This is a genomic window from Streptomyces sp. NPDC001750 (assembly GCF_042892615.1).
Lineage (GTDB): Bacteria > Actinomycetota > Actinomycetes > Streptomycetales > Streptomycetaceae > Streptomyces.
Genome location: NZ_JBIAUE010000009.1, coordinates 195,595 through 222,074, shown reverse-complemented (window position 1 = coordinate 222,074; position 26,480 = coordinate 195,595). Strand labels below are relative to the sequence as shown.

Here is a 26,480-nt window from a genome sequence, read left to right as displayed (position 1 = left end):
CCCCTTGCTGCGCAGACGCCCGGCCAACTGGACTTCGTTCAGGCCGCTTTGACGGACTCGATGAAAGCGGCCCAGGCGGACGCGGGGAGGACGAGGAGGGGGCCTTCGGGGCGCTTGGAGTCGCGGACGGGGGACGATGCCGGGGCGGCCGTCCGCGACCTTGAGAACGAACGAGCGAAAGAGGGCGATGTCCCGGGCCGTCTCCAGGGCCTGCGCGAAGAGTTCGCGTGCGGCGATCCAGTAGCCGGGGGACCGCAGCAGCGTCCCCCAGCGGTTCGGGACCTCCGCCGTGGGCCCTACATCCGTGGCGCGCGCCCTGAAGCGCTTCTTCACGCTCCTGTTTGCCGACGGAGTGTCGGTATCTACTGTCCGCATGACTCTCCTGAGCGAACGCGAAGTGCCGACTCCCGATGGCATCAACCCTGCGCGTGCCCGCAGCGTCGTCCGGGCTCTCTACACGGGTCCGACCCTGACCGCCGCCGACCTGAGCGCGCCCCTCCTCGCTCTTCCCGACAACGCGCTGCCCGAGGACGCCCACAAGCACATGCCGCTGCCCGGTGCCGTTGCCGTCGCTGACATCCCGACGACCATTGCCCGTTGGGCCAGGCTCGGCATCCACGGCGTCAAGGTCTTCGCGTACGGCCATGATCGCGACAACCGGGCCTCCGGCGCCGTCGCGCCCGGCAACCGCATGGTGCGCGCGATCGACGCGGCGAAGAGCGTTGCTTCGGACATCGCCGTCACCACCGAGGTGTGCGGCTGCTCCTGGACTGGCAGCGGCGAGTGTGTCCTGCGAACCGACGAGGGCGCGATCGACCTTGAGGCTACCTACCGACTCATGGCCGCCATGGCGGTGCAGCACGCCGAGACCGGTGCCGATGTCGTGTCCCCGACCGCGATGCTCGACGGCTCCGTCCATGTCGTCCGTCAGGCCCTCGACGACGCCGGACACCGCGATGTCGGCGTGAACCCAAACCTTGCCATCCACACCGGTTTGTACGGCCCGTTCAAGACCCTCATGGGCACCGACCCCCGCGCCGGGCACCGTCGTGGCCTCCAGCTTGAGCCCGGCCGCGCCGATCGGGACACGATCACTCAGGCTCGTCGCTGGATCGGGGAAGGCGCGGACTCCCTCACCCTCCAACCCGTCATGACGGCCGTCGATGTCCTCGTCCGACTCCGCGACGACCAGAGGGTGCCGATCGTCGCGTACTCCACCTCGGGGGAGTGGGGCGCACTCCAGGCCGTCGGAGCGGTCGGTACGGTCGAGTACCTGGCGATGCTCAAGCGCGCGGGCGCGGACCAGATCCTGACCTTCGCCGCCGAGACCGCCGCCCGGTATCTGGAGGCCACCCGTGCGTGACGCCCCTTGCCGACGTCCGCGACGGCTCGACGCGATCCTTGCCGATGCCGCCCGCGGCGGGTTCGCCATGTCCTGTGAGCACCGCACCGGTTCTCTCCTCGCGACCCTTGCCGCGTCCAAGCCTGGCGGCCGATTCGTCGAACTCGGCACCGGAGTTGGGGCCGGTGCCGCGTGGCTCGCGTTTGGTATGGACGCCACAGCCCGCCTCACCACGGTCGAGTCCGACGAGGACGTCCAGGCCATCGCTCGCCGACACCTCGGCGACGATCCGCGTATTCGGTGGGTCACCGCCGACGCGGACGCCTGGATCAGCGAGCAGGTGCCGGGCGAACAGTTCGATTTCGCCTACGTCGATTGCAGGCCCGGCAAGTACCTGCGCCTGCCCGACCTCCTCGCCCTGCTCAAGCCTGGCGCCCTGTACGTCGTCGACGACATGCTGCCGCAGAACACCTGGCCCGAGGGCCACCAGTCGCGTGTCGACGAGTTTCTCGAACGACTGCCCGATGTCCTCAATTGGCGCGCCACGCCGATGAACTGGGCCTCCGGCCTGGTGGTGGCTGCCCGTATCTGAGGGTCTATCGTGCCCTCATGTCAGTCGACCTCATTCGCATCGTCTCCCGCGACTCGCCGATGGCCCTCGCCCAGGTGGAGCGTGTACGAGCTGAACTGGCCGCGCTCCACCCCGGCATCGAGAGCACTGTGCTCCCGGTGAAGACGACCGGTGACAAGTGGATGGGCGACCTCTCCCAGGTCGAGGGCAAAGGCGCCTTCACCAAGGAAGTCGACGCCGCCCTGCTCGCCGGAGAGGCAGACCTTGCCGTCCACTGCGTCAAGGACGTTCCTGCCGACCGCCCCCTTCCGGCCGGCACGACGTTCGCCGCCTTCCTCAAGCGCGACGACATCCGCGACGCCCTCATCCATCCCGGCGGACTCACGCTCGACCAGCTCCCGGCCGGAACCCGGATCGGTACTTCCTCGGTACGGCGGGTTGCCCAGCTCTCCGCCTGCCATCCGCATCTGGAATGCGTACCGATGCGGGGTAACGCCAACCGTCGCATGGAGAAGCTGGCCGCCGGCGAAGCCGACGCCCTGCTCCTCGCCGTCGCAGGATTGAAGCGGATCGATCGCACGGACGTCATCACGGAGGTCATTCCGACCGAATTGATGATGCCGCCCATCGGCGCGGGTGTCCTCGCGCTCCAGTGCCGCGAGGGCGATGCGGAGCTGATCGACACGGTCAGCGCGCTGGGCGACCACGACGCCTACCGCGAGACGCAGGCGGAGCGGATGCTTCTGCACGTCCTTCAGGGACACTGCAACAGCCCGATCGCCGGGTTCGCACGGGTCGAGCGCGGCGGAGAACTCTCGTTGAGAGCGTGTGTCTTCTCTCCGGACGGCAAGACCGTGCTCAACGCCCACGAGTGGGCGGGCCGTCTCGACCCGGCCACGCTCGGCACGTCCGTCGCCGTCGCCCTCCTCCGGCAGGGCGCTCGCGACGTGATCGACAGCATCGCGCACTGACCCGTCCCGCTTGTCCCGGCCGGGTCGACCCTGTCAACGCCGTTGTGATCAAGCTGTCTTGACGGAATCGATGAACGGGGTCCAGGCGGACGCGGGGAGGACGAGCACCGGGCCCTCGGGGCGCTTGGAGTCGCGGACGGGGACGATGCCGGGGCGGCCGTCCGCGACTTCGAGGCAGTTGCCTCCGGAGGTGTTGCTGTGACTGCTCTTGCGCCAGGTGGCGAACCCGTCCGCGACTTCGAGGCAGTTACCTCCGGAGGAGTTGCTGTGACTGCTTTTGCGCCAGTGCGCGAACTCCTGGGCGACTTCGAGGCAGTCGCCTCCGGAGGAGTTGCTGTAGCTGCTCCTACGCCAGGTCGCGGCGGTCAGGTCGAGTCGGCTGCACACCATTTCTGTAGTCCTCTGCCGCTTCCTCGATCAGGGTGAGGGACGCCTCCGGCGGCAAGGCGGCGGCCCTCAGCAGATCGTACGACCTCCGATACTGCTTCACGAGGCCCGGATCGTCGACGGTGTGACCGTGGTGCTGGCTCTCCGTGTAGAACAGCGGCGGTGCGTCCGCGAAGTCCAGAATCATGGCGTTGCCCAGCATGAGGGCGTGCGCGCCCGCGTTCCACGGAAGAATTTGGGCAAGGATCCGGCCGCGCTTGATGAGGGTGGCGATGTGGTCGAGTTGCTCGGCCATCAGCTCAGGAGACAGGATCGGCTGGCGCAGCAGGGACTCGTTCAGGATGGTCCAGTACTGCGGGGTCCGGCGGTTCGCTTCGAAGAGTTGTGCCCGCTCCAGTCGCGCGTTGACCTTGGTCTCGGTCTCCTCCGGAAGCTCCGGCAGGCGTTCGGCACAGACGACGGCCCGCGCGTACGGCCCTGTCTGAAGCAAGCCGGGGAAGACGGTAGGCGACCACTGCTCGATGACCTCGGCACGCTTCTCCGCGTCCAGTACGCGTTCGAAGTACTCCGCGTGGCCCTTGCGCCGTGCTTTGCGTACGTCTTCGCAACGCCGCTCGAAGAAGCCGTCCGTCGCCAGTACTTGGTCCACGTGTCGGGCGAGGTCGCTGGGCATGCGGCGGTAGCCGCGTTCGATCTCGCTGAGGTACGTGATGCCGTAGTAGCTGCCGTCGAGCAGCTTTTCGAGGGTGAGGCCCGCCTGTTCCCGCTTGAAGCGGAGTTCGCTTCCGTAGAACTGGGGGACGCCTTCGGAGCCGTCGATCTCCTTGCGCGTAGCCACGGTTGACCACCTTTCGCGCCGTGCCGAGTGGAGCGGAAAACCTCTTCACGGTAGAGGCCGTCGCGGCAGCGTGTGAGGGGTTCGTCACAATGTGCTGCGGATGGTTGACGGTTCGCGCCCCGTTCCTTCGGGCGACCGAACGTGTCGGGCGTGGTACGTTCTGTGACCTTGAAACTCAATAAGGTGACCCCGGCGGCGCGCCAACGTCCCGGGGTCTGGCACAAGGAGAAAAGACCTCCTCATGCAGATTCATCGTAGCCGCCATACGTGCGGTTTCACTGTTCTGCCCAACGCGTTGTTGCAGGACCGGCGGTTGTCGTACACCGCTCGTGGCCTTCTTGCCGATCTTCTTTCCCGTCCTGATGGTTGGTCCGAGGACGGTCGTCGGATGGCCGATTCGAGTCCGCAGGGGCGGTTGGCGGTGGCGAAGGCGCTGCGGGAGCTGACCGCCTTCGGGTACTACCGGGTCCACAAAGTCCGTCGCGAGGACGGGACGTTCGTCAGCGAGTCCCATGTCTACGACACCCCGCAACAGTCCGTCCCGGGATCGGCTTCGGGTTCGGGGTCGGGCCTGATGTGCCAGGTCGTACCGGGTATCGACCGTCCGGGTTCCGGTGGACCGACCGCCGGTGGGCCTGGCGCCAACCCCGTAAAGAACCGTGGGAAAGAACCCTCCCTCCCCGGTCCGAGGCGACGACCGGGCGCGGCCGGTGTCCGCGACGGGGGCGTCATCACGGGTATGGGCGAGCCGCCGGAGGTGCCCATGGTCAGCGACGTATGTACGGCTGGCGACGCCGCGCGTACGGCTACGGGGGATTTCGGGGTCGGTGCCGGGACCGATCGAAGCCGTGTCGATGAGGCGATTGCCGAAGCGCATGGGGTGGCGGTTGCCATGTTGTTCCGGGTGATCGGTCCGGAACCGCGTCTGCGGCTCGGTGCGGTCGAGGCGCTCGGCCTGGCGCCGCTGGTCTCCGCCTGGCTGGAGCGCGGGTACGACCACCGTGACCTGGCCGGGGCCCTGTTGGGCGGGCTGCCCGCCCGTATCCATTCCACCTCGGCGCTCCTGCGCAACCGTCTGACGCGGAAGCTGCCCCCGTCCCCTGCAGTCATGAGCCCCGATTGTTCGACGCCGGGACGGCCTGGTTCGGGCGTGCCGCGCTGGGCAGAGTGCGAGGAGTGCGGCTACCCCGTTCCGCGCGCCGGCCGCTGCCCTGACTGTGCGGCCCCGTCCGACGGTCCCGGCCCCGGTCCCGACTCCCGTCCCGATGACGAAAGCGCCCGTCGCTCGGAAACGACTGCCAGGGGCCGCGCCCTGGTACGCGCTGCCATGTGCGAGGGGGCGGTGGCGGTGCGGACGGCGGACTGCTGTGTCAGTGGTGCCTGACACACTTCCGGCCATGGAAGCGAACCTTCGGACAAGAATCCATGAACTCGGGCGCAAACGGGGCATTCCCGAGGCTGTGGTCGAAGAGGTTTTACGACATGTGCGCCCCTCCATCAACCTGTGCGAATACGACGGGTCGTCGTGGCGGGAAGGCATCCCGCCTGCGGCCATGGCGGGCGGCCTGCCCAGGCTGCCCGAGGGGATGGAGTGGCCCGACGACGACCAGCCGCACCTCGTCACCATCGACTGTGCGGCACTGCCCAGGGACGTCCTGGACATCGATCTGCCGCAGGACGGCCTCCTGCTGGTGTTCTGCAACTTGGACCATCACGACGCCCCCGTCCTCCTGTACGTCCCCGCCGGTACCGAGACCACCGAGCGGGAACCGGAGATTGTTGACGAGGACCACCCGGTCCACGCGCGGACGCCGCTCTACCCCGTGGTCGTTTGGCACCTCGACTACGGAAACTGGGGCAGCATCCCTGGCGTGCTTGAGTTCACCGAACATAACCCGCCGGGTGAGCACAAAATGAAAGAGTTCATTGAAGATCTGGAGCGTCTGTTTGGTGATTCCAGTCACGGGCGCATTCGGCTTGGCGGCGACTCGCTCTACTTCCAGATCCCCCCGGAGGATGACGGTCTGACCCATTTCCTCACTGTTTTCGCAGATCCTTTCGATAGCGTGCTCAACTTTGCCTTCGGGGGAACACGGGAGGACATCGCGGCCCGCCGTTACGAGAAACTCAGGCACTACTGCGAACCCATCTGACTCGTCCCCGGAACGGACCCAAGGCCGGTTCCTGAAGCGCGTGCTGACAGGGAACGGACCTCCCTGTGCGTTTGCGGCGCGGAATGGTACTCCTATCGGCCGTCAAGCGGCCTGGAGCCAGTTGCGATAGCTGCCAGCAAGGTCGTCGTCGCGGCGCATGCCGCGTTCAAGGGCGGAGGTCATGGTGGGGTCGGCCTGGGCACAGGCCGGCCCCACCACCGTCCCGGGACGACTGCTCCCCGTGTGTCGTACTGCGGGACAGAGGCGGACGCGGAGGCTGGGGCGGCGACGTCGGTTCCGGCGAGGCTGCCGCGAAAGACGGAGCTGAACAGAGCGAGTGTGCCCACATCAGGGGGAACAGCTGCAACGAGTGGTCGGGGCGCCAACTTTTACATCCACACGGAAAGGCAACCCATCGCATGCAGAAGATCGCGCTCTTCGGCGCGCCCGCTACTGGAAAGACCACCCTGGCCAGAAGGCTCGCGTCCGAGCTCGGCTCCTGTCACACAGACCTGGACGATCTCCTGTTCACCCCCGACGGGGCACTGCCGCTGGCGGAGTTCCGCCGACAGGCCGCGGAGATCACGAGTGGGGACGCGTGGATCGTAGAGGGGAACTTCTCGAAGCTCGCGGATGTCGTCTGGCATCGCGCCGACGTTCTCGTCTGGCTCGATTTTCCGCTGCCCCTGATCGTCTCCCGCATCGTGCGCCGCAGTCTGCGTCAGCTCGCCGGGCGGGAGGACAGTGCGCAGGCCAGGCGGTTGACCTGGGGCAGGGCATTCTTCGGCCGCCGGTCGCTGCTGCGTACCGCTGTCCGCAAGTACCGGAACAACCGCCCTCGTTACGTCCAGCAGGTGGGCCAGACCGCAGCCCTCGGGGTCGAAGTGGTCAGGCTGCGCAGTCCACGGGAGGCCGAACGATGGATGACCGTGCTGCGCCGGGCCGAGGCAGAGCCCTGACGGATGCGATCGCCCTCGTCGGAACCGCATGTGACCGCCCCATCGGTCGATCACCCGCCGGCCAGCTGTCAGTGGGGCGAGCGGTTCGCTGGTCTTGCGGAACGCGAACGGGGCGGGGCGAAGAGGGTGCCGACAGATGACCTTCGCGCTGTGCGCTGTGGAGCGGAATCCCTTTCACGACGGGGGCCATTGCGGCAGCGTGTGAGGGGTTCGTCACAATGCGCAATGAAAGGCGACCAGCTCCTCATGGACAGCCCACACCACACGCCCCCGCACATGGCGGTCGGTTACGACATCGACGCGGACGTCCGCGCCCTGCGCGGGGCCCTCGCGGCGCACGGCATCACGTTGCCGTCCCTCGGCGTCGATCCGTTGAACCTCGCCGGGGGCGCGGGACAGCCGCAGCTCGTGGCGCTCGGCAACTGCAACGCGGCGACCGCGCGTCGGCTGGCCGATGTGCTGCGTGCGGCGGCCGACGCGTGACCGCCGAGACGTTCGAGCCGTTCGACCCGTTCACGCTGGAACTGATCGCCGTGCCGAAGGCCGTACCGCAGGTGCGGCAGATACTGCGCGACTGGTGCGGTCAGGTGGACGCGCTCAACCTGCTGCTCTGCGTCAGCGAGTTGCTGGCCAATGTGATCGTGCACCTCGGTGAGGGCACGCCGGTCGGTCTCCGCGTCACCGGTACGGACTGCGGTCATGTCCGCGTTGAGCTGAGCGATCCGGAGCCGGGGGTGTGGCCCGCGCCCCGGGCCGCGGGCGTGGAGGACGAGTCGGGGCGCGGGCTCGCGCTCGTCGGGGCGCTCGCGTCGCGGTGGGGCGTGGAGCAGGGCGTGCGCGGCAAGACGGTGTGGTGCGAGCTGCCCGCGCCCGATGGGTGGGGGCGGGTGGTGGACGAACCGGTCGCCCCCGGTGGCGGAACCGTGGCGGGTGCCGTGCCCGGGGCGGGGTGACGGCGGGCAGCACGTCGTGCGTACGCCCCGTCCCGGGGCCTCGCCGGTCCCTTCGGTCCCGGGACCGGTGGGACCTGTGGGACCGGCGAGGGCCCGAGGCGTACCGCCGGACGGTGTTCAACGGCGTTCAGCGCAGGGTGAGCGAGGTCTCCGATTCGACGCGGGTCAGCTTCTCCGGGTTGCGGACGTAGTAGAGGCCGGTGATGCGGGCGTTCTCGACCCGGAGGGCCAGGACGCCGTCCATCTCGCCGTCCAGGCGCAGGACGAGCGCCGGGTTGCCGTTGACCAGGGTGGGGTCATTGGTGACCGTGCCCGTGGCCCTGCCGGAGCCGCCGATGATGAAGCGGGCCACCTTGTCGGCGCCGGTGATCGGCCGTCGTGCCGCCTGCTTGACGCCGCCGCCGTCGCTGACGAGGACGACATCGGGGGCGAGCACGTCGAGGAGTCCCTGGAGGTCCCCGGTTTCGAGCGCGCGCCGGAACGACTCCAGCGCCGCCCGGGTCTGGCTCGCGGAGACCGTCGTGCGGGGGCGGCGGGCATCGACGTGACGGCGGGCGCGGTGCGCGATCTGGCGTACGGCCGCGGGGCTCTTGTCGACGGCGGTCGCGATCTCGTCGTAGCCGACGTCGAAGACCTCGCGCAGCACGAACACGGCGCGTTCCGTCGGTGACAGCGTTTCGAGCACGAGCATCAGCGCCATCGACAGGCTCTCGGCGAGCTCGACGTCCTCGGCCACGTCGGGTGCGGTGAGCACCGGTTCGGGCAGCCAGGGGCCGACGTACGCCTCCTTGCGGCGCGTCAGCGCGCGCAGCCGGTTGAGCGACTGCAGGGTGGTGATCCGGACCAGGTAGGCGCGCTGGTCGAGCACCTGCCCCAGGTCGACCTCGACCCACCTCAGCCAGGTCTCCTGGAGGACGTCCTCCGCGTCGGCCGCCGAGCCGAGCATCTCGTAGGCGACGGTGAACAGCAGGTTGCGGTGGGCGACGAAAGCCTCGGTCGCCGGGTCGGTGGGTCGGGTCGGGTCCGCGGTGTGCGGCGGCTCGGTGGCGTGGTCGTCGTTCTCGTTCAAGTCTCGCCTCTCCCGGGTCACTTCTCGTCCCGTCTCTCCCGAGACACTCGTCTCTCAGGCCGCCCGCTCGGCGGTGGCCGACCGCCCTGTGGTGGTCGCTGTCCCGCCCTCGGTCCGGGCGCGTGACGCCCCGTGCTTGCGAGCCTCGTTCGTCAGCTGCTTGACGGTGGACACGCAGACGAACTCCTTGAGCTTCGCACCGGAACGCCCCGCGACGTAGAAGCGGTTCGCGGTGTCGTCCAGGGACGCGAACTGGAAGATCCCCGCGCGACGGCCCAGGCTGATGCACTGGCCGAGGAACCGCACCTTGAGCGGTGCGGGCCGCTCGCCCGCGATCCGGCTGAGCACCGTGCGGGCGGCGCGGATGCCGAGCTGGCCCGCGGCCTGGCAGCTCATCCGGAACGGCAGGTCCTTCGGCGCCGCCGCGTCCCCGGCCGCGACGATGCGCGCGTCGTCCACGCTCGTGAGCGTCCGGTCCGTGAGCAGACGGCCCACGGCGTCGGTGCTCAGCCCGCTGCGGGCGGCCAGGTCCGGCACGCCGAATCCGGTGGCCCAGACGGTCACACCGCTCGGGAGCTCACGGCCGTCGTCGAGCCGCACGGCGTCGCGGGTCACGGCCGTCACCCTCGCGCCGGGGCCTTCGACCACGGTCACACCGAGTTCGGCGAGGGTCCTGGCGACGGAGCGGCGGCCCCGGGGGTGCAGGTAGGGACCGAGCACATCGCCGCAGACCAGGGTTACGGCCCGGCCCACCTCCGCCAGTTCGGCGGCGGTCTCGATACCGGTCGGGCCGGCCCCGACCACCGCCACCGGGGCCGTCGCGGGCGCGGCGTCGAGGACCGGCCGCAGCCGCCGTGCCTCCTCCAGGTCGGCGATCGGGTGGGCGAACTCCGCCGCGCCGGGCACGCCGGGGTCGGCGCTGCCGCTGCCGACCGCGTAGATCAGGTAGTCGTAGCCGACCGTGCCGCCGGAGGACAGCGTCACGCCGCGCCCTGCCGCGTCGATCCGGTCCGCGCTGTCGACCACCAGCCGGATGTTCTCCGCCAGGACCTTCCCGTAGTCGACGACCGCGTCATGGGTCCCGGCCACCAGCTGGTGCAGGCGGATGCGCTCGACGAAGTCGGGGCGCGGGTTGATCAGGGTCACGGTCACATCGTCGCGGCCCGCCAGACGGTTGGCCGCGACGACGCCGGCGTACCCGCCGCCGATCACGACCACGTCGGTGTTCTCGGTGTTCTCGCTCACGGTGTCTCCTCCGTTGCCGTGTTCCGGGCTGCCGCCGGGTTTCGGCATCAAGACACCGCGTGACGGGTCGCTGTGACAGCACGTGAGGCAGATCACTCCGGCGTGCGTGCGGGCGGGCTGCCGGACGAACCGTGCGGGGTGGTGGCTCAGCGCGGGGGCAGCGGCGGGCGCCGCCGGTCCGGGACCGTGTCGTACGTCGGCGGGGTCGCCGCCGGGTGGGCGGCCAGCAGGTCCAGGGCCACCCGTACCGCGTCGTCCAGCACCGCGTACCGGCCCTCGGCCCAGTCGAGCGGGGTGCGCAGGGCCTCCACGTCCGGCTCGACACCGTAGTTCTCGACCGACCAGCCGTACGTGTCGAACCAGGCCGCGTTCATCGGCACCGTGATCACCGTGCCGTCGCCCAGCCGGTGGCGGCCGGTCATGCCGACCACGCCGCCCCACGTCCGCTGGCCCACCACCGGGCCCAGCTTCAGCAGCCGGAACGCGGCGGTGATCATGTCGCCGTCGGAGGCCGTCGCCTCGTCGGCCAGTGCCACCACCGGGCCGCGCGGGGCGTTGGAGGCGTACGAGACGGGCTGGGCGTCACGGGTCAGGTCCCAGCCGAGGATCGTCCGGGTCAGCTTCTCGACCACCAACTCGCTGATGTTGCCGCCCGCGTTGCCCCGTACGTCCACGATCAGAGCCGGGCGGGACATCTCCATGCGCAGGTCCCGGTTGAACTGGGCCCAGCCGGAGCCGCCCATGTCCGGGATGTGCAGGTAGCCGCACTTGCCGCCGCTCAACTCCCGTACGACCTCACGGCGTTTGGCCACCCAGTCCTGGTAGCGCAGGGGGCGTTCGTCGACCAGCGGGACCACCGCGACGCGGCGGGGGCGGCCCCCGTCGGCCTCCGGCGGCCTGAAGGTGAGTTCGACGGTGGTGCCGCCCGCCGCCGCCAGCAGCGGGTACGGGCCCGCCACCGGGTCGACCGGGCGGCCGTCGACGTGGGTGAGGACCGCGCCCGCCCGGATGCCCGTACCGGCCAGTGGGGAACGGGCCTTGGAGTCGGAGGAGTCGCCGGGCAGGATGCGCCGGATCGTCCAGTCGCCGTCCCGGCACACCAGGTTGGCGCCGAGCAGGCCGATGGCCCGCTGGTAGTGCGGCGGGCCCTCGTTGCGGCGGGACGGTGTCACGTACGCGTGCGAGGTGCCGAGTTCGCCCAGGACCTCCCGCAGCAGATCCGCGAACTCTTCGGGGGAGGCGACCCGTTCGACCAGCGGGCGGTACTGGTCGAGGACCCCGTCCCAGTCGATGCCGGACATCCCCGGGTCCCAGAAGTACGCGCGGATGATGCGCCCGGCCTCCGCGTACGCCTGCCGCCACTCCGCCGCCGGGTCGACATCGTGCAGGATGCGGCGCAGGTCGAGGTAGACGGTGGTGTCGCTGTCGGCGATCTCGGTGGCGGGCACGGCGCGCAGCTCGCCCTCGTCCATGACGACCAGCCGGGTGGCGTCGCCGCTGACCGCGAACCAGTCGAGATGGCCGACGAGTTCGGTCTTGTGGGCCCGGGAGATGTTGAAGTGCTCCAGCGTGGGACGGCCGGACACGTCCGCCGGGTTGGCGAACGTCTCGCCGAGCGCGCCCGAGATCGGCCAGCGCAGCCAGACCAGCCCGCCGCCGCTCACCGGGCGCAGCCCCGAGTACTTCGACGCGGACACCGGGAACGGCGTCACCCGGTTCTCCAGCCCCTCGAACTCCACGCTGACCGTCGACGGTCCCGCCAGTTCCTCGCCCGTGGCGGGAGCGGTCGCCTGGACGTCGTCGACCGGGTCGAGCCCGCCCGCCGCCGGGCGGCCCTCGGGGGAGAGGGCGAAGGGGGAGGGGGTGGCGGAGGAGAGCGGGACCAGGTACGGGCGGCAGCCCAGCGGGAACGACAGGTCGCCGGTGTGCACGTCGTAGACCGGGTCGAAGCCGCGCCAGGAGAGGAACGCGAGATAGCGGCCGTCGCCCGTGAAGACCGGGTTCTCGTCCTCGAAGCGGCCGTTGGTGACGTCGACGATCACCGGGGCGCCGGTGCCGAGGATGCGGGCCAGTTTGATCTGCCGCAGCGACCGCCCGATGCCGGGGTGCGACCAGGTCAGCCAGGCGCCGTCCGGGGAGAACGCCATGTCGCGGACCGGGCCGTTGACGGAGCGGATCAGCTCGGCCGGTTCGCCGGTGGCCGTCTCCTCGTCGGTGTCCAGGAGCAGCAGGCGTCCGTCGTGCGTGGCGATCGCCAGGCGTTCGCCGTCCGGGTCGGCGATCAGTTCGTGGACCCGGCCGATCCGCCCGGACGCCAGCCGTCGCGGCGGACGGTCGCCGCTGGCACGCGGCAGGTAGGCGATCTCGATCGCGTCCGCGCCGTCCGCGTCCGTGACATAGGCGACCTGGCCGCCGCTGCCGAGCATCTCGGGCAGCCGGACCCGGACGCCCGGGGTGTCGGCGATGGTGCGGGCCGGGCCGTCGCGGTGGGTGAGCCAGTACAGGCTGCCGCGTACGGCGACGGCGCTGGCCCGGCCCGTCTCGTCCACGGACAGCGAGGAGATGTTGCTGGCGGCCGAGACCTGGTGCGTACGGCGTCCGGCGCGCGGCCCGCCGAGGCGCACCTCCAGCTTGCGGGGGACGGCGTCCGGCGACGCCAGGTCGTCGACCAGCCATACTTCGCCCGCGCACTGGTATACGACCCGTCGGCCGTCACTGGAGGCGTGCCGGGCGTAGAAGGCGTCGTGGTCGGTGTGGCGGCGCAGGTCGCTGCCGTCGGGGCGGCAGGAGTACAGGTTGCCGACGCCCTCGTGGTCGGAGAGGAACGCGATCCGCCCGGCGACGATCATGGGCGAGTCGAGGTGGCCGCCGATGTCCGGGAGCAGCCGCTTGCCGTGCAGCCAGAGCCGTCCGGTGGCGCCGCCCCGGTACCGCTTCCAGGAGGCCGGCTCGTGCGGCGGCGTGCCGGTCAGGAGCAGGGTGCGGCGCTCGCCGTCGACGTCGGCGACCGTGATGGCGGAGACCGGGCCCCAGGGCAGTTTGCCGCCAGGGCTGCCGTCGGTGGGGAGGGTGTAGGCCCAGGAGAGGTGCGACAGGGGCTGGTTGTGCGAGGAGACGGCGAGGATCTGCGCGGTGTCGTCCGGATCGGGGGTCCAGCCGCAGACCTGGGCGTCCGTCGAGCCCCAGTAGGTGAGCCGGCGGGCCGGGCCGCCCTCGACCGGCACGAGATGGATCTCGGGGTCGAGGCTGCGCCACGTGGTGTACGCGATGCGGGTCCCGCCGGGCGAGAACCGCGGATGGCCGATCCGGGTGCGGTCGACGGTCAGCCGCCAGGCCCGTTCGGGGCGCTGTCCCTCCGGGGCGAGGGGGGCGACCCAGAGGTCGTCCTCGGCCGCGAAGCAGATCAGATCGTCGTGGAGGTGCGGGAAACGGAGATACGCGACGTCGTCACTCACCTCTCCATGCTTTCCGCGCGGAAGAGGCCCGGCAACTCGTGGTCCCGGGGGATGGCGGGCGGCTGTGGTGCGGTGGCCGTGGCGCGGTGGCTGCCGTGCGGCCTTGTGGTGCGGTGGCTACGGTTCGGCGGCCGGGGCGCGGCGGCCGTGGTGCGGTCTGTGGTGCGGAACACAAGCGAAACGGTGTGGTTTCGCTCGGCGGGCGCGCTAGCGTATGTGTACGAAACAGTTTCGTTCGATTGGCTGCCGCTCGAACCGCGGGGCAATGGGAAAAGCAGGAGGTCGTACCGTGGCACGCACCCGGCTCACGCCCGAGCGTGAGGGCGAGTTGTACGCCGCCGTGCTCGACCTGCTCCGCGAGGTCGGTTACGACGCCCTGACCATGGATGCCGTCGCCGCCCGTACCCGGTCCAGCAAGGCCACCCTCTACCGCCAGTGGGGGAGCAAGCCCCAGCTGGTCGTCAGGGCCCTGCGGCACGACAAGCCGGTGGCCCTCGCCAAGGCCGACACCGGGTCGCTGCGCGGGGACTTCCATGCCGCGCTGGACCCCGTCGACACCTGTCGGATGGAGAAGGACTCCGCGTTGATGCGGGGTCTGGCCCATGCCGCCCACGGCAATCCCGACCTGCTCCAGGCCATGCGCGAGCTGCTGATCGATCCGGAGATGACCGGCCTGGAAGCGATGCTGCGCAGAGCCGTGGACCGGGGCGAGGTGCGCGCGGACCACCCGGCGCTGAAGTACGTCCCGCACATGCTGATCGGCGCCTACACGACCCGGTGGCTGGTCGAGGACCGTGCCGTCGACCGCGCGTACATCATCGACTACCTCGACTCCGTGATCCTTCCGGCCCTCGGAGTCTGACCGTCCCGTCCGTCCTGTCCGTCCGATCCATCCACCACCCCCGCCTCTCCCGCACTCCCTCGCTCCGCCCGCTTCGTCCGAGTATTCGTACGGTCGCGTCCCCCCGTACGAGCGCGCCCCTCACTTCTCCCCATAGCACCGAGCCCCACCTGACACGCCGCTCTCGTCGTCGGGCTGGTCCCCCATGCCGATTTCCACCCATACGACCTGACCGGGAGTACGCCCTCGTGGCCACATTCCTCTACAAACTCGGACGGTTCGCCTTCCGGCGCCGCCGGTTCGTCGCCCTGATCTGGGTGGCGCTGCTCGCACTCGCCGGGTTCGGCGCGGCCTCCGCGTCCACCGCCGCCTCCAGCTCCTTCTCCATCCCCGGAACGGAGGCCCAGCGCGCCTTCGACCTGCTGGAACAGCGCTTCCCCGGAGTCAGCGCCGACGGCGCGACCGCCCGGGTCGTCTTCAAGGCCCCCGAGGGCCAGAAGATGACCGACCCGGAGAACAAGGCCCAGGTGACCAAGGCCGTCGGCAGCCTGAAGTCCGGATCGGACCAGGTCGCCTCGGTCGCCGACCCGTACACCGTCGGCGCCGTCAGCAAGGACGGTTCCACGGCCTACGTCGCGGTGTCCTACAAGGTCAGCGCGATGGAGCTGACCGACGAGACCCGGGACGCCCTGAAGGACGCGGGCCACGCGGCGCAGAAGGGCGGGCTGACGGTGGAGATCGGCGGTGACGCGCTCCTGGTGATCCCGGAGACCGGTGCCACGGAGGTCATCGGTGTCACGGTCGCCGCCGTGGTGCTGGTCATCACCTTCGGGTCGCTGGTCGCCGCCGGGCTGCCGCTGCTCACCGCCCTGATCGGGGTCGGCATCGGCGTCTCGACGATCACGGCGCTGGCGAATCCGCTCGGGCTCGACTCCACCACCTCCATCCTCGCGATGATGATCGGCCTCGCGGTCGGCATCGACTACGCGTTGTTCATCGTCTCCCGCTACCGCGCCGAGCTGGCCGAGGGCCGGGAGCGCGAGGAGGCGGCCGGGAGGGCCGTCGGAACGGCCGGTTCCGCGGTGGTCTTCGCGGGTCTCACCGTGGTCATCGCGCTGGTCGGCCTCGCGGTCGTGAACATCCCGATCCTGACGAAGATGGGCTTCGCCGCGGCCGGCACGGTCGTGATCGCGGTCCTCGTGGCGCTCACCCTGGTGCCGGCGATGCTGGGCTTCGCGGGCAAGCGGGTCATGGGGCGCAAGGCGCGCAAGGCCGCGTCCGAGCCGGTCGAGGCCAAGCCGAACATGGGGACCCGCTGGGCCCGGTTCGTGCTGCGCAAGCCGGTGTGGGTGCTGCTGGCCGGGGTCATCGGCCTCGGCGTCGTCGCCGTACCGGCCACGTCTCTGGAGATGGGCCTGCCCGACGAGGGCTCCCAGCCCACCAGCAGCACCCAGCGGCGCGCCTACGACCTGCTCTCGGACGGTTTCGGCCCCGGCTTCAACGGGCCGCTGCTGGTCGTCGTCGACACCGCGGACAGCTCCGACGGCAAGACCGCGGTCAAGCAGGTCACCGACGAGATCTCCGGCATCCGGGGCGTCGCCGCGGTCACCCCGGCCCAGTTCAACAAGGCCGGCGACACCGCGATGATCACCGTCATCCCGAAGGACCGCCCGAGCTCCACCGAGACCGAGGACGTGGTCCACGCGATCCGGGACGCGGGCGCGGACATCAAGTCCGACACCGGTGCGAAGGTCCTGGTCACCGGGGCCACGGCGATGAACATCGACTTCTCGCAGAAGATGAACGACGCGCTGCTGCCCTACCTGGCGCTCGTGGTCGGCCTGGCCTTTCTGCTGCTGATGCTGGTCTTCCGGTCGGTGCTGGTGCCGCTGAAGGCAGCCCTCGGCTTCCTGCTCTCGGTGGTCGCCGCCCTGGGCGCGGTCGTCGCGGTCTTCCAGTGGGGCTGGCTCGGCTCGCTCTTCGGCGTGGAACAGACCGGCCCGATCATGTCCATGATGCCGATCTTCATGGTGGGTGTGGTCTTCGGTCTCGCGATGGACTACGAGGTCTTCCTCGTCACGCGGATGCGTGAGGCGTACGTCCACGGCGAGAAGCCCGGCCAGGCGATCGTCACCGGATTCCGCCACGGAGCCCGGGTCGTCACGGCCGCCGCCGTGATCATGATGGCGGTCTTCGCCGGCTTCATCGGTTCCACCGAGCAGATGGTGAAGATGATCGGCTTCTCGCTCGCCATCGCCGTCTTCTTCGACGCGTTCGTGGTCCGGATGGCGATCGTGCCCGCGGTCCTGGCGCTGCTCGGCGACCGTGCCTGGTCGCTGCCGCGCTGGCTGGACCGGCTGCTGCCGAACGTGGACGTCGAGGGCGAGGGGCTGCGCAAGCAGCTCGGCGACTCCACGGACCCGCAGGACGGTTCCGGCCACGGCGGAGGCGCGGAGGGGGAGCGCGAGCTGAGCCGGGTCTGAGCCGGAACCGGGCGCGGGGCGGGCCGGTGGGCCGGGCCCCGCGAACCGGTCCGTCGAGCCCCGGGACCGGGCCTGAGCGGCGCGCGGTCCCGGATGCGCCGGTCACCCGTCGGGACGGGGTGCCGACGCGTACGACGAAGCCCCCCGTGCGAGGGGGGCTTCGCCGTGCGTGGCGTGCGGCCGTCGGCCGTGTACCGGAGGTACGCACAGGGTGCGCCAGGCACGGTCGCTCAGGTGTGGACGTGGGAGCCGACGCCCTCGTCGTCGACGTTCTCGTCCTCCGTGCGGTGCAGGAAACGGATCAGCGGCGCGTTGTCGAACTGCACCACCTCCACGCCCTCCTCCGTGTGGCGTTCCACGACCAGCTGCGTCCGTCCGCACGGCCACACCCGGACGCCGCCACGCTCGGCGGGGCCGCTGAGGCCGCGCCCCAGCAGCTCGCGGTCGAGCGACCAGTCGATGCCGCCCGGGAAGGCGAGGTGGACGTTACGGGGGTCGGTGTCGGCGTCGTACAGCAGATCCACCGGCACCGCCGGCAGATCGGGGGTGTCGTTGACGAGCCAGGCTTCGGCCTGTTCATGGATCACGGGGGGCATGGCGGACTCCTCGTGTGTGTTCTTCCCCGCATCAAATGTCGCATATTTCATTCCATAAGCGCTTCGAACGGGTGCCCGGTACGGGTGTATCCACCGGTTCTCGGGCGCGCTCGGGTCGGGCGTGTCACTCGGACTGTGACCCACTCGCTCTTGCGAAGGGTTTGCAACAAGGTCCTATCATTGAGCGGTTCACGACATCCGACGTCCGCGACCACGCGGGACCGCAGGAAGCGGAGCCCTCATGCACGTACCCGACGGATTCATCGACCCACCCGTCTCCGCCGTCGCCGGAGTCGTCGCCGCGGGCGCGGTGGCCGTCAGCCTGCGGGGCGCGCGACGGGAGCTGGGGGGCACCTCCCGCTCGAGCGCAGTCGAGAGTGGGGGAGAACGCACCGCTCCGCTGGCCGGTCTCGTGGCCGCGTTCATCTTCGCGGTGCAAATGCTGAACTTCCCGGTCGCGGCGGGCACCAGCGGGCATCTGCTGGGCGGGGCGCTCGCCGCGATACTTGTCGGGCCGTACACCGGGGTCCTCTGCGTCTCCGTGGTCCTGCTCATGCAGGGCATCCTGTTCGCCGACGGCGGCCTCACCGCGCTCGGCGTCAACGTGCTCGACATGGGCATCGTCACCACCGTCGTCGCGTACGCCGTCTTCCGCGGGCTGACCGGTGTGCTGCCGCGGTCCCGTCGTTCCACGACCATCGCGTCCTTCGTCGCGGCTCTGCTCTCCGTACCGGCCGCGGCCTGCGCCTTCACGCTGATCTACTGGATCGGCGGCACCACGGACATCCCGATCGGCAAGGTCTTCACCGCGATGGTCGGCGTCCATGTGCTGATCGGTGTCGGCGAGGCCGTGATCACCGCGCTGACCGTCGGCGCCGTCCTCGCCGTGCGCCCCGACCTGGTGCACGGGGCCCGCGGACTCGCCGCCCCGCTCAAGCTCCGGGTCGACGGCGAACTCGTCGACGCGCCCGCCCGGCAGCCCGTCGCCCCGGTCGCCGCCCGCTCCAACCGGGGCTTCTGGGCCGTCGGCCTGGTCACCGCGCTCGTCCTGGCGGGCTTCGTCTCCTTCTACGCCTCCTCGTCCCCCGACGGCCTGGAGAAGGTCGCCGCCGATCAGGGCATCGACAAGAAGACCGAGGAGCACGCCGCCAAGGACTCCCCGCTCGCCGACTACGGCGTCAAGGACGTCTCCGACGCCCGGCTCTCCGGCGGTCTCGCCGGAGTGATCGGCGTCGGTGCCACGATCGCCGTGGGCAGCGGGGTCTTCTACGTGATCCGCCGCCGTCGCACCCCGGACGCGACCACCGGTGCCGCGACCGCCGGCAGCGCGCGCGGCGGGGAAGACACCTGACATGGGCGCCGGCCACGCGCACCGGCTCTACCGGCCCGGCCGCTCGCCGGTCCACGAGCTGCCGCCGCACTGCAAGCTCGCCGCCGCCCTCTGCTTCGTCGTGGTCGTCGTCTCGACCCCGCGCGGGGCGATGTGGGCGTTCGCGCTGTACGCCGTACTGCTCGGCGCCGTCACCGCCCTGGCCCGGATCCCCGCCGGACTGCTGCTCAAGCGGCTGCTCATCGAGGTGCCGTTCGTCGCGTTCGCGCTGCTCATGCCGTTCGTGGTGCCCGGAGAACAGACCCAGGTGCTCGGCCTCTCCGTCAGCGTTCCCGGCCTCTGGGGTGCCTGGAACGTCCTCGCCAAGGGCACCCTCGGCGTCGCCGCCTCCGTGCTCCTCGCCTCCACCACCGAACTGCGGTCGCTGCTGCTCGGCCTCCAGCGGCTCAGGCTGCCCCCGCTCCTCGTCCAGATCGCGTCCTTCATGATCCGCTACGGCGATGTGATCACCGACGAGATGCGCCGGATGTCGATCGCCCGCCGCTCGCGCGGCTTCGAGGCACGCGGGATACGCCAATGGGGTGTCCTGGCCAAGTCGGCCGGCGCGCTCTTCATCCGGTCGTACGAGCGCGGCGAACGCGTCCACCTCGCCATGATCAGCCGCGGCTACGCCGGTTCCATGCCGGTCATCGACGAGGTGACGGCCTCCCGGACCCAGTGGGCGCACGCCGCCGCCCTCCCCGTCCTCGCCCTCGTCGTGTGTCTGCTGGGATGGACCGTATGAGCACGCCCACGTCCACGTCCGCCGCCGCGCCCTCGCTGGAGGTCAGCGGTCTCGCGTACGCCTACCCCGACGGTCACCAGGCCCTCTTCGGGGTGAACCTCACCGTCGGCCGGGGCGAGCGCGTCGCGCTGCTCGGCCCGAACGGGGCCGGCAAGACCACCCTCGTCCTCCACCTCAACGGCATCCTCGACGCAGGCGCGGGCAGCGTCCGCGTCGCCGGGCTCCCCGTGGAGAAGCGCAACCTCGCGGAGATCCGCCGCCGCGTCGGCATCGTCTTCCAGGACCCCGACGACCAGCTCTTCATGCCCACCGTCCGCGAGGACGTGGCCTTCGGGCCCGCCTCCTTTGGGCTGCGCGGCGCCGAACTGGAGGAACGCGTCACCGAGGCGCTGAAGCGGGTCGGCATGGAGACGTACGCGGACCGCCCGCCGCACCACCTCTCCTTCGGGCAGCGCCGCCGCGTCGCCGTCGCCACCGTCCTCGCCATGCGGCCGGAGATCCTCGTCCTGGACGAGCCGTCGTCCAACCTGGACCCGGCCTCGCGGCGCGAACTGGCCGACATCCTGAGGTCCCTGGACGTCACCGTGCTCATGGTCACGCACGACCTGCCGTACGCACTGGAACTCTGCCCGCGCTCGGTGATCCTGAGCGAGGGCGTCATCGCCGCCGACGACCGCACCCAGGACCTGCTCTGCGACGAGGAGCTGATGCGCGCCCACCGCCTGGAGCTGCCCTTCGGCTTCGATCCGCGTTCCGTCACCGTGGACACCACGCGGCGTTGAGCGTTCCGGCCCGCGCCGGCCGGTTCTTCCGCCGACTTCCGGCCGATCCGGCCGCGCGCCTGCCCGTGAATCCGACCGCGAACCCGCCCGCGAGTGCGTCCGTGAACTTCGGGTGACCCGCCACCCGTCCGGCCCCCTGAGGGATGCACCATGGAGGGATGAGCGGGAGCGGGAGCGCAGGAGCAGGCGTGGACGTACGCGGCACGGTGGCGGCCGGATTCGAACCGGTCCGGGACGCCTTCGTCCGCAACTTCGAGCAGCGCGGCGAACGCGGCGCGGCCGTCACGGTCTACCGGGACGGCCGCAAGGTCGTCGACCTGTGGGCCGGTACGAGAGACGTCGACGGCACCGAACCGTGGGCCGTGGACACCGTCCAGATCGTCCGCTCCGCGGGCAAGGGCATCGCCTCCGCCGTACCGCTGCTGCTGCACCAGCGCGGCCAGCTCGACCTCGACGCCCCGGTCGGCACGTACTGGCCGGAGTTCAAGGCGGGCGGCAAGGAACGCGTCCCGGTCCGCCACCTGCTCGCGCACCGGGCCGGCATCCCCGCCCTCGACTGCCCGTTGACCCCCTCCGAGGCCACCGACGGGATCTCCGGGCCGCAGGCCGTCGCCGCCCAGTGTCCCCAGTGGGAGCCCGGCACCGGACACGGCTACCACGCCCAAACCTACAGCTTCCTCATCGGTGAACTGGTGCGCAGGGTCACCGGGCGCACGGTCGGCCGCTGGATCGCCGAGGAGATCGCCCGCCCGCTCGGCCTGGACTTCTGGTTCGGCCTCCCGGCCGACGAGGCGCACCGGGTGGGACGGATCGGTCCCGTCGAGACTCCGGACGGGCCGGGCGGCGGCGCCCTGCGGCTGCGTCCCAAGCGGTCCGTCGCCGAGGCGTACCGCGACCCGCTGTCCCTCACCCGCCGCGCCTTCGGGGCCATCGACCCGCTGCCCGACGAGAACGACCCCGGCTACCGGGCGGCCGAACTCCCCGCCTCCAACGGCATCGCCACCGCCCGCGCCCTGGCCCGCTGCTACGCCGCGATGATCGGCCCGGTCGACGGGCACCGGCTGTTCGCCCCCGCCACGCTCACCCTCGCGCGTACCGAGGAGTCGGCCGGACCGGACCGTGTCCTGGTCGTCAACACCCGTTTCGGACTGGGCTACATGCTGCACGGACCGGCCGCCCCGCTGCTGGCCCCCGGCTCCTTCGGACACCCCGGCCGGGGCGGATCGCTGGGCTTCGCCGACCCCGAATCCGGCATCGCCTTCGGCTATGTGACGAACGGTCTGCAGAAGGGAGTCACCGCCGACCCCCGTGCCCAGGCACTGATCAGGGCAGTACGGTCGGCGCCATGACTCCTGCTGCTTCCTCCGATTCCCCCGCTGCCCGCACCGACGCCCCTTCTCCTCGGGCCGGTTCACGGTTCGAGGGATACGGCGTGCTCATCACCGGAGCGGGCCAGGGCATCGGCGCGGCCACGGCCCGCCGCCTGGCCTCCGAGGGCGCCCGGGTCCTGGTCACCGACCTGGACGGCGACCGCGCCGAACGCACCGCCGCCGCCATACGCACCACGGGCGCGACGGCCGAGGCACTGCCCTGCGACGTGGCCGACCGGGCGGCGGTCGAGGCCGCGGTCGCGCACGCGGTCGCCGCGTTCGGCTCCCTCGACGTGCTGGTGAACAACGCGTACGCGTGCACCGCCGACACCCCGCTCTTCGAGGACGCACCCGACGAGTCCTGGCAGCGCGACCTGGACATCACGCTCACCGGCCCGTACCGCTGCGCCCGCGCCGCCCTCCCGCACCTGGTGGCCTCCGGGCGGGGCGCGATCGTCAACATCGGCTCGGTCAACGGCGAACAGGACTTCGGCAATCACGGCTACAGCGCCGCCAAGGCGGGCCTGGCCAGCCTGACCCGTACCCTGGCGGGCCACGCGGGACCGCGCGGCGTGCGCGTCAACCTGGTCGCCCCCGGCACGGTCCGCACCGATGCCTGGGCGGGCAAGGATGCCGAACTGGCCCGGGCCAGTGGCCTCTACCCGCTGGGCCGGGTCGGCGAGCCGGAGGACATCGCGTCCGCCGTCGCGTTCCTCGCCTCCCGTGACGCGGCCTGGATCACGGGGACGACGCTGCGGGTGGACGGCGGACTGACCGCCGTCAACTACGGCTTCCGGAAGGCGATTTCGGGGGAGTAGCGGGGTGATCGCACGATGCCCGCCGCGCCGTGTCGTACGGCGGGGCGGGCATCGTGCGATCCACGCGGCGACGGGCACCCGGGGCGTGCGAACGGTCGGCCGCCGGGCGACGGGCCGACCGCCTCCTGGTGGGCCGACCGCTGGTCGACGGGTCGGCCGTCAGCCGACGGGTCAGCCGTTGGCCAGCGGGGTGTCGTCGGCGGTCCTGCGCCACAGCCGGTCGGAGCTGGGCTGGGCGATGTTCAGGTAGAGGCTGTCCCAGCTGCCGTCGTTGTACCTGTTCAGGCTGAGCGCGAGATTCTTGTCCACCATGGGGCGGTACGTCCACCAGCCCGTGTAACTGTCGCCGACCTTCTCCGGGTGCAGACTCCACTTCTGCAGCTGCGAACCGTCACAGGTCCGGACGACGACCGTGGTCCCCCGCTGGGGCGTCGCGGCAGCGGGCTGGAGGCACTTGTTCGCGGCCTCGTTCCGCAGCGTGGCGGTGTAGGTGTGGGGGGCGTCCGCCTGCCAGGCGGAGAGGTCGATCTCCCACCGCTCGGTGCTGTACCTCCACGCGGGGTCGCGCAGGGTGATGCCGGTGGCGCCCTCGGCAGTGCTGTTGCCGAGCAGTGCCAGGCGGCTCCCGTCCATCTTGTTGATCAGGTCCTGGCCGGGGAGGGGCGCCGCGGAGACGGGTGCCTGACCGGAGGCGGCGAGGCCGGCCACAGCCAGTACGGCAGCGGCGAGAACCCTGGCGGGGTGAAGGCGCTTGGGCATGGTGGTGTCCCTTTCGGTGCTGGGGAGTGCGCGTCCGGAGCTGAGCGGTGCGCGCGGGCGGAGACCTGGGCATCCAAGCAGCCACCACCCCCGCGGAGACGGGGGCGCGGGGCGGGTGCGCTCCCTTTCACCCCATCGGCGGCCCACCCCGTCGGAGGCCCACCCCGTCGGAGGCACACCCCGGCGGGGGCCACCTCTTCCCGCGTCGGTTCAACTCGTGTGGAGCATCAGCCCGATGCCGACGACCATCAGCCCCGCCGCCGCCAGGCGCGGCGCGCCGAACCGTTCCTTGAAGAACAGCGTCCCCATGGCCGCGCCGACGATGATCGACGACTCCCGGAGCGCCGCGATCGGGGCCAGTGCCGCCCGGGTCTGCGCCCACAGGACGAGGCCGTACGCGGCCATCGAGAGCGCCGCGCCCAGCAGTCCCCGAGCGGCGTACGGGCGCAGCTGCGCCATGAGCACGCCCCGCCGCCGGTACAGGGCGTACGCCGGGATGGCCAGGCCCTCCAGGATCATCAGCCAGACGATGTAGCCCAGCGGGGTGCCCGCGGCCCGCACCCCGACCCCGTCGACCGTGGTGTACCCGGCGATGGCCAGACCGGTCGCGACGGCGGCGAGCAGCGCCGGCCAGTCGGGTCGCCCGCCGGACCCGCGGATGCCCCAGAGGGCCAGCCCCACCAGCCCCGTCGAGGCCACCGCGACCCCCGCCGCGACCCAGGCGTCCGGGCGTTCGCCGACGAAGACGGCGGCGAGGACGGTCACCACCAGCGGGGCCGTGCCGCGGGCGATCGGATACATCTGCCCGAAGTCGCCCAGCGTGAACGAGCGCATCAGCAGCAGCATGTACACCACGTGCAGAGCGGCCGAGACCGCGAGGTACGGCCAGGCCCCGGCGGCCGGGAACGGGACGAAGCAGGCCGCCGCCGCGCTGATCAGCAGCGCGCCCCCGGAGATCAGGGTGAAGGAGACGAGCTTGTCCTCGATCGCGTGTGCGATGGCGTTCCAGCCGGCGTGGGTGACCGCGGCGACGAGTACGGCCAGGGCGACCAGCGGTGTCACGCGGACTTCTCGCGCACGTCCACGACCGTTCCGCCGGCGTGCGCGATCAGCTCCTCGGGGCCGAGGGGGAACACCGTGTGCGGGGTGCCCGCCGCCGCCCACACCACCGCGTGCTCCAGCAGCCCCCGGTCGGCCAGGACCCGGGTCCGCGTACGGTGCCCGAAGGGCGGTACACCCCCGATCGCGTACCCGGTCGTCTCCCGGACCAGGTCCGCCCCGGCCCGCTTGACCTTCCCCGTCCCCAACTCCGCCCGCACCAGCTCGACATCGACGCGCGAGGCACCGTCCATGAGGACCAGCACCGGCACGCCGTCCGCCTCGAAGACCAGCGACTTGACGATCTCGGACAGCTCGCAGCCGATCGCGGCGGCGGCCTCGGCGGCGGTACGGGTGGCCTCCGGGAACCGGCGTACCGCGACATCGAGCCCCAGCTCCCGCAGGGCCTCGGCGAATCGGGGGTGGGCGTCGGACGGGGCGGCGGAGGCGGAGAAGGAGGAGTTCATACCCCCGCACGCTACCGAAGGCCGCGCCGGCCCTGGCGGCGGGGACGCCGAGAGAACCGGGGACCGGGGCCGGCGGAGGTCGTCGCGACATCACGGCCCGACGGAGGGACGAAGGCCGCAGAAGGCCGCGCCGCTCGACGCCACGACCGTCCCGGGGAACCGGGCTCAGAGGGTGGCGGCCCCGGCGCGGTCCGGATGCGACCGCAGCACTTCCGCCAGCGGTCGCGCGGTCCTCTTGTGCCCGAGGTACTTGACCGCCGGATGCGCGTCCAGTCCCGGATTGCGCACCAGCAGGGTCTTCTCGAGGATCTCGGACGACTCGTCCGTCACGACCTTGCGGAGGTCCAGGGACGCGACGATGTAGTCGTCCCGGTCGGCCACGTTCACCCAGCGACGCAGCATCCCCGGCACGTGCGGCGGTTGAGGACGAAGCCGCTCCCGGATGATCGTGCGCATCCCCAGCGGCGAACCGAAGGTCACCAGCAGCGGCAGCGGCTGCCGCAACTGGTGCAGCGCCTCATATGCGACCACCGTACCCAGCGAGTGCGCGTAGACGGCACGGGTCTCCGGCCCGATCTCCGCCAGCAGGGCCTCCTGCGCCTGCTTGCGGATCCGCTCGTCGTCCAGATACGCGGCGACCTGGGCGAGGTTGGCCACGATGGTGGCCTTGAGCGCGCCGAAGACCGAGCGGGCGACCGGTCCGCAGCGGCCGAGGCTTCCCGCGACCACCCGGAACAGCTCCAATGGGCCCTGCTCGGGCCCCAGGTCCTCGCGGAACGGGGTCAGTTCGTGGGCGGCCTCCTCCCGGTCCTCCGGGCGGGTGGCGTGTGCCGCGATGTTCTCCAGGCAGTTCAGGCCCACCTGCCCGGCGGTGTCGGTCATGCCCTCCGGCAGCCGCTGGTCCCATTCGTCCCGGGGGACGTAAGGGTCGAACAGGTCGCGGTAGTAGGCCATGGCCGTGCTGATCCGGTCGCCTTCCAGCGCGGCCGCCGCCTCCGTCTCCTCGGCCCTGCGCAGGGACTCCGCCAGTGCCGCGCGCCATGCGGTGTGCAGTTCCTCCGCGGGCTCGTCCAGCGGTCCGATCCCATGAACGAACACGACTTCTGCCACGTGCGCGGCTCCCTCCACCCCGTTCGCGCGCCCGGTCCGCCCGGACGATGCGGGACGGGCGGCGCGCACCTGCGGCCCCAAGCCTCCGGCCGCCCGGTG

25 protein-coding genes and 1 pseudogene are annotated in these 26,480 nt (G+C 71.1%); 15 read left to right on the top strand and 11 right to left on the bottom strand.

What is annotated here, in order from left to right; all coding sequences use genetic code 11:
• Window positions 1–38: 38 nt before the first annotated feature.
• Window positions 39–128, bottom strand: a pseudogene (locus tag ACFYY6_RS17045) (DUF397 domain-containing protein); the annotation flags it as partial.
• 176 nt (window positions 129–304) lie between these two features.
• On the opposite strand from ACFYY6_RS17045, the gene ACFYY6_RS17040 reads away from it, so the two are divergent.
• The 3 genes from ACFYY6_RS17040 to hemC are packed head-to-tail and all read left to right on the top strand — an operon-like array spanning window position 305 to window position 2,884.
• Window positions 305–1,363, top strand: coding sequence for a hypothetical protein (locus ACFYY6_RS17040; protein WP_351518911.1), 1,059 nt, complete (start codon window positions 305–307; stop codon window positions 1,361–1,363).
• Window positions 1,356–1,934, top strand: a complete 579-nt coding sequence (locus ACFYY6_RS17035; RefSeq protein ID WP_351518913.1) for a class I SAM-dependent methyltransferase — start codon at window positions 1,356–1,358, stop codon at window positions 1,932–1,934. Before ACFYY6_RS17040 ends, ACFYY6_RS17035 begins: the two co-directional genes overlap by 8 nt.
• Window positions 1,935–1,951: 17 nt before the next feature.
• Window positions 1,952–2,884, top strand: coding sequence for a hydroxymethylbilane synthase (gene hemC / locus ACFYY6_RS17030; RefSeq protein ID WP_351518914.1), 933 nt, complete (start codon window positions 1,952–1,954; stop codon window positions 2,882–2,884).
• 48 nt (window positions 2,885–2,932) lie between these two features.
• On the opposite strand, the gene ACFYY6_RS17025 is transcribed toward hemC, so the two are convergent.
• Entirely contained in the window at window positions 2,933–3,274 is a 342-nt protein-coding gene (locus ACFYY6_RS17025; RefSeq protein WP_388650386.1) for a DUF397 domain-containing protein, read from the bottom strand.
• A complete protein-coding gene (locus ACFYY6_RS17020) occupies window positions 3,231–4,109 on the bottom strand; it encodes a Scr1 family TA system antitoxin-like transcriptional regulator (RefSeq protein WP_388650384.1) in 879 nt (292 codons plus the stop codon). Before ACFYY6_RS17020 ends, ACFYY6_RS17025 begins: the two co-directional genes overlap by 44 nt.
• A gap of 241 nt (window positions 4,110–4,350) precedes the next feature.
• Between ACFYY6_RS17020 and ACFYY6_RS17015 the strand changes: the two genes are divergently transcribed.
• The 5 genes from ACFYY6_RS17015 to ACFYY6_RS16995 all read left to right on the top strand — a co-directional run bounded on the left by ACFYY6_RS17015 (window position 4,351) and on the right by ACFYY6_RS16995 (window position 8,174).
• Window positions 4,351–5,493 (top strand): hypothetical protein, encoded by a 1,143-nt coding sequence (locus tag ACFYY6_RS17015; RefSeq protein ID WP_351518919.1) that lies wholly within the window; start codon window positions 4,351–4,353, stop codon window positions 5,491–5,493.
• Between the two features lie 13 nt (window positions 5,494–5,506).
• Window positions 5,507–6,262: a DUF1963 domain-containing protein gene (locus tag ACFYY6_RS17010; protein WP_351518920.1), complete on the top strand. Its 756-nt coding sequence runs from the start codon at window positions 5,507–5,509 to the stop codon at window positions 6,260–6,262.
• Between the two features lie 419 nt (window positions 6,263–6,681).
• Complete coding sequence (locus ACFYY6_RS17005) at window positions 6,682–7,221, top strand: adenylate kinase (protein WP_351518921.1); 540 nt, start codon at window positions 6,682–6,684, stop codon at window positions 7,219–7,221.
• A gap of 246 nt (window positions 7,222–7,467) precedes the next feature.
• Window positions 7,468–7,704, top strand: coding sequence for a hypothetical protein (locus ACFYY6_RS17000; protein WP_386606812.1), 237 nt, complete (start codon window positions 7,468–7,470; stop codon window positions 7,702–7,704).
• Window positions 7,701–8,174, top strand: a complete 474-nt coding sequence (locus ACFYY6_RS16995) for an ATP-binding protein (protein ID WP_351518922.1) — start codon at window positions 7,701–7,703, stop codon at window positions 8,172–8,174. Before ACFYY6_RS17000 ends, ACFYY6_RS16995 begins: the two co-directional genes overlap by 4 nt.
• 127 nt (window positions 8,175–8,301) lie before the next feature.
• Here the strand turns inward: ACFYY6_RS16995 and ACFYY6_RS16990 are convergent, their stop codons facing one another.
• The 3 genes from ACFYY6_RS16990 to ACFYY6_RS16980 all read right to left on the bottom strand — a co-directional run bounded on the left by ACFYY6_RS16990 (window position 8,302) and on the right by ACFYY6_RS16980 (window position 13,943).
• Complete coding sequence (locus ACFYY6_RS16990) at window positions 8,302–9,243, bottom strand: RNA polymerase sigma-70 factor (RefSeq protein WP_389193768.1); 942 nt, start codon at window positions 9,241–9,243, stop codon at window positions 8,302–8,304.
• Between the two features lie 54 nt (window positions 9,244–9,297).
• Window positions 9,298–10,488, bottom strand: a complete 1,191-nt coding sequence (locus ACFYY6_RS16985) for an FAD-dependent oxidoreductase (protein ID WP_351518924.1) — start codon at window positions 10,486–10,488, stop codon at window positions 9,298–9,300.
• Window positions 10,489–10,634: 146 nt separating this feature from the next.
• Window positions 10,635–13,943 (bottom strand): S41 family peptidase, encoded by a 3,309-nt coding sequence (locus ACFYY6_RS16980; RefSeq protein WP_351624076.1) that lies wholly within the window; start codon window positions 13,941–13,943, stop codon window positions 10,635–10,637.
• Between the two features lie 289 nt (window positions 13,944–14,232).
• Between ACFYY6_RS16980 and ACFYY6_RS16975 the strand changes: the two genes are divergently transcribed.
• Window positions 14,233–14,805 carry a TetR/AcrR family transcriptional regulator gene (locus tag ACFYY6_RS16975; protein ID WP_351518928.1) on the top strand — a complete coding sequence of 191 codons (573 nt, stop codon included), beginning with the start codon at window positions 14,233–14,235 and terminating at the stop codon, window positions 14,803–14,805.
• Window positions 14,806–15,032: 227 nt separating this feature from the next.
• Window positions 15,033–17,267, top strand: a complete 2,235-nt coding sequence (locus tag ACFYY6_RS16970) for an MMPL family transporter (RefSeq protein ID WP_351518929.1) — start codon at window positions 15,033–15,035, stop codon at window positions 17,265–17,267.
• Window positions 17,268–17,497: 230 nt separating this feature from the next.
• Here the strand turns inward: ACFYY6_RS16970 and ACFYY6_RS16965 are convergent, their stop codons facing one another.
• Window positions 17,498–17,863: an SsgA family sporulation/cell division regulator gene (locus ACFYY6_RS16965; protein WP_351518930.1), complete on the bottom strand. Its 366-nt coding sequence runs from the start codon at window positions 17,861–17,863 to the stop codon at window positions 17,498–17,500.
• A 241-nt stretch (window positions 17,864–18,104) separates the two neighbouring features.
• Between ACFYY6_RS16965 and ACFYY6_RS16960 the strand changes: the two genes are divergently transcribed.
• From ACFYY6_RS16960 to ACFYY6_RS16940, 5 genes are all read left to right on the top strand, one after another.
• Window positions 18,105–19,214: an energy-coupling factor ABC transporter permease gene (locus ACFYY6_RS16960; protein ID WP_351518932.1), complete on the top strand. Its 1,110-nt coding sequence runs from the start codon at window positions 18,105–18,107 to the stop codon at window positions 19,212–19,214.
• A 1-nt stretch (window position 19,215) separates the two neighbouring features.
• Window positions 19,216–19,977: a cobalt ECF transporter T component CbiQ gene (gene cbiQ, locus ACFYY6_RS16955; RefSeq protein WP_351518934.1), complete on the top strand. Its 762-nt coding sequence runs from the start codon at window positions 19,216–19,218 to the stop codon at window positions 19,975–19,977.
• Window positions 19,974–20,759, top strand: a complete 786-nt coding sequence (locus ACFYY6_RS16950; protein WP_351518936.1) for an ABC transporter ATP-binding protein — start codon at window positions 19,974–19,976, stop codon at window positions 20,757–20,759. The genes cbiQ and ACFYY6_RS16950 overlap by 4 nt, the downstream gene beginning before the upstream one ends.
• Before the next feature lie 188 nt (window positions 20,760–20,947).
• Complete coding sequence (locus ACFYY6_RS16945; protein ID WP_360116519.1) at window positions 20,948–22,108, top strand: serine hydrolase domain-containing protein; 1,161 nt, start codon at window positions 20,948–20,950, stop codon at window positions 22,106–22,108.
• Complete coding sequence (locus ACFYY6_RS16940; RefSeq protein ID WP_351624081.1) at window positions 22,105–22,947, top strand: SDR family NAD(P)-dependent oxidoreductase; 843 nt, start codon at window positions 22,105–22,107, stop codon at window positions 22,945–22,947. Before ACFYY6_RS16945 ends, ACFYY6_RS16940 begins: the two co-directional genes overlap by 4 nt.
• Window positions 22,948–23,118: 171 nt before the next feature.
• Here ACFYY6_RS16940 and ACFYY6_RS16935 read toward each other — a convergent pair whose 3' ends face one another.
• The 4 genes from ACFYY6_RS16935 to ACFYY6_RS16920 all read right to left on the bottom strand — a co-directional run bounded on the left by ACFYY6_RS16935 (window position 23,119) and on the right by ACFYY6_RS16920 (window position 26,381).
• Window positions 23,119–23,706: a hypothetical protein gene (locus ACFYY6_RS16935; RefSeq protein ID WP_351518939.1), complete on the bottom strand. Its 588-nt coding sequence runs from the start codon at window positions 23,704–23,706 to the stop codon at window positions 23,119–23,121.
• Window positions 23,707–23,916: 210 nt separating this feature from the next.
• Window positions 23,917–24,768, bottom strand: a complete 852-nt coding sequence (locus ACFYY6_RS16930) for an EamA family transporter (RefSeq protein ID WP_389193763.1) — start codon at window positions 24,766–24,768, stop codon at window positions 23,917–23,919.
• Window positions 24,765–25,271 carry a YbaK/EbsC family protein gene (locus ACFYY6_RS16925; protein ID WP_351624083.1) on the bottom strand — a complete coding sequence of 169 codons (507 nt, stop codon included), beginning with the start codon at window positions 25,269–25,271 and terminating at the stop codon, window positions 24,765–24,767. The genes ACFYY6_RS16930 and ACFYY6_RS16925 overlap by 4 nt, the downstream gene beginning before the upstream one ends.
• Window positions 25,272–25,436: 165 nt before the next feature.
• Window positions 25,437–26,381, bottom strand: a complete 945-nt coding sequence (locus ACFYY6_RS16920) for a hypothetical protein (RefSeq protein ID WP_351518944.1) — start codon at window positions 26,379–26,381, stop codon at window positions 25,437–25,439.
• Window positions 26,382–26,480 lie beyond the last annotated feature (99 nt).

Coding starts and splice junctions, on each gene's coding strand:
- ACFYY6_RS16950 (WP_351518936.1), top strand. CDS start 19,974: ATGAGCACGCCCACGTCCACGTCCGCCGCCGCGCCCTCGCTGGAGGTC.
- ACFYY6_RS17000 (WP_386606812.1), top strand. CDS start 7,468: ATGGACAGCCCACACCACACGCCCCCGCACATGGCGGTCGGTTACGAC.
- ACFYY6_RS17010 (WP_351518920.1), top strand. CDS start 5,507: ATGGAAGCGAACCTTCGGACAAGAATCCATGAACTCGGGCGCAAACGG.
- ACFYY6_RS16940 (WP_351624081.1), top strand. CDS start 22,105: ATGACTCCTGCTGCTTCCTCCGATTCCCCCGCTGCCCGCACCGACGCC.
- cbiQ (WP_351518934.1), top strand. CDS start 19,216: ATGGGCGCCGGCCACGCGCACCGGCTCTACCGGCCCGGCCGCTCGCCG.
- ACFYY6_RS16965 (WP_351518930.1), bottom strand. CDS start 17,863: ATGCCCCCCGTGATCCATGAACAGGCCGAAGCCTGGCTCGTCAACGAC.
- ACFYY6_RS17025 (WP_388650386.1), bottom strand. CDS start 3,274: ATGGTGTGCAGCCGACTCGACCTGACCGCCGCGACCTGGCGTAGGAGC.
- ACFYY6_RS17015 (WP_351518919.1), top strand. CDS start 4,351: ATGCAGATTCATCGTAGCCGCCATACGTGCGGTTTCACTGTTCTGCCC.
- hemC (WP_351518914.1), top strand. CDS start 1,952: ATGTCAGTCGACCTCATTCGCATCGTCTCCCGCGACTCGCCGATGGCC.
- ACFYY6_RS16925 (WP_351624083.1), bottom strand. CDS start 25,271: ATGAACTCCTCCTTCTCCGCCTCCGCCGCCCCGTCCGACGCCCACCCC.
- ACFYY6_RS17005 (WP_351518921.1), top strand. CDS start 6,682: ATGCAGAAGATCGCGCTCTTCGGCGCGCCCGCTACTGGAAAGACCACC.
- ACFYY6_RS16935 (WP_351518939.1), bottom strand. CDS start 23,706: ATGCCCAAGCGCCTTCACCCCGCCAGGGTTCTCGCCGCTGCCGTACTG.
- ACFYY6_RS16960 (WP_351518932.1), top strand. CDS start 18,105: ATGCACGTACCCGACGGATTCATCGACCCACCCGTCTCCGCCGTCGCC.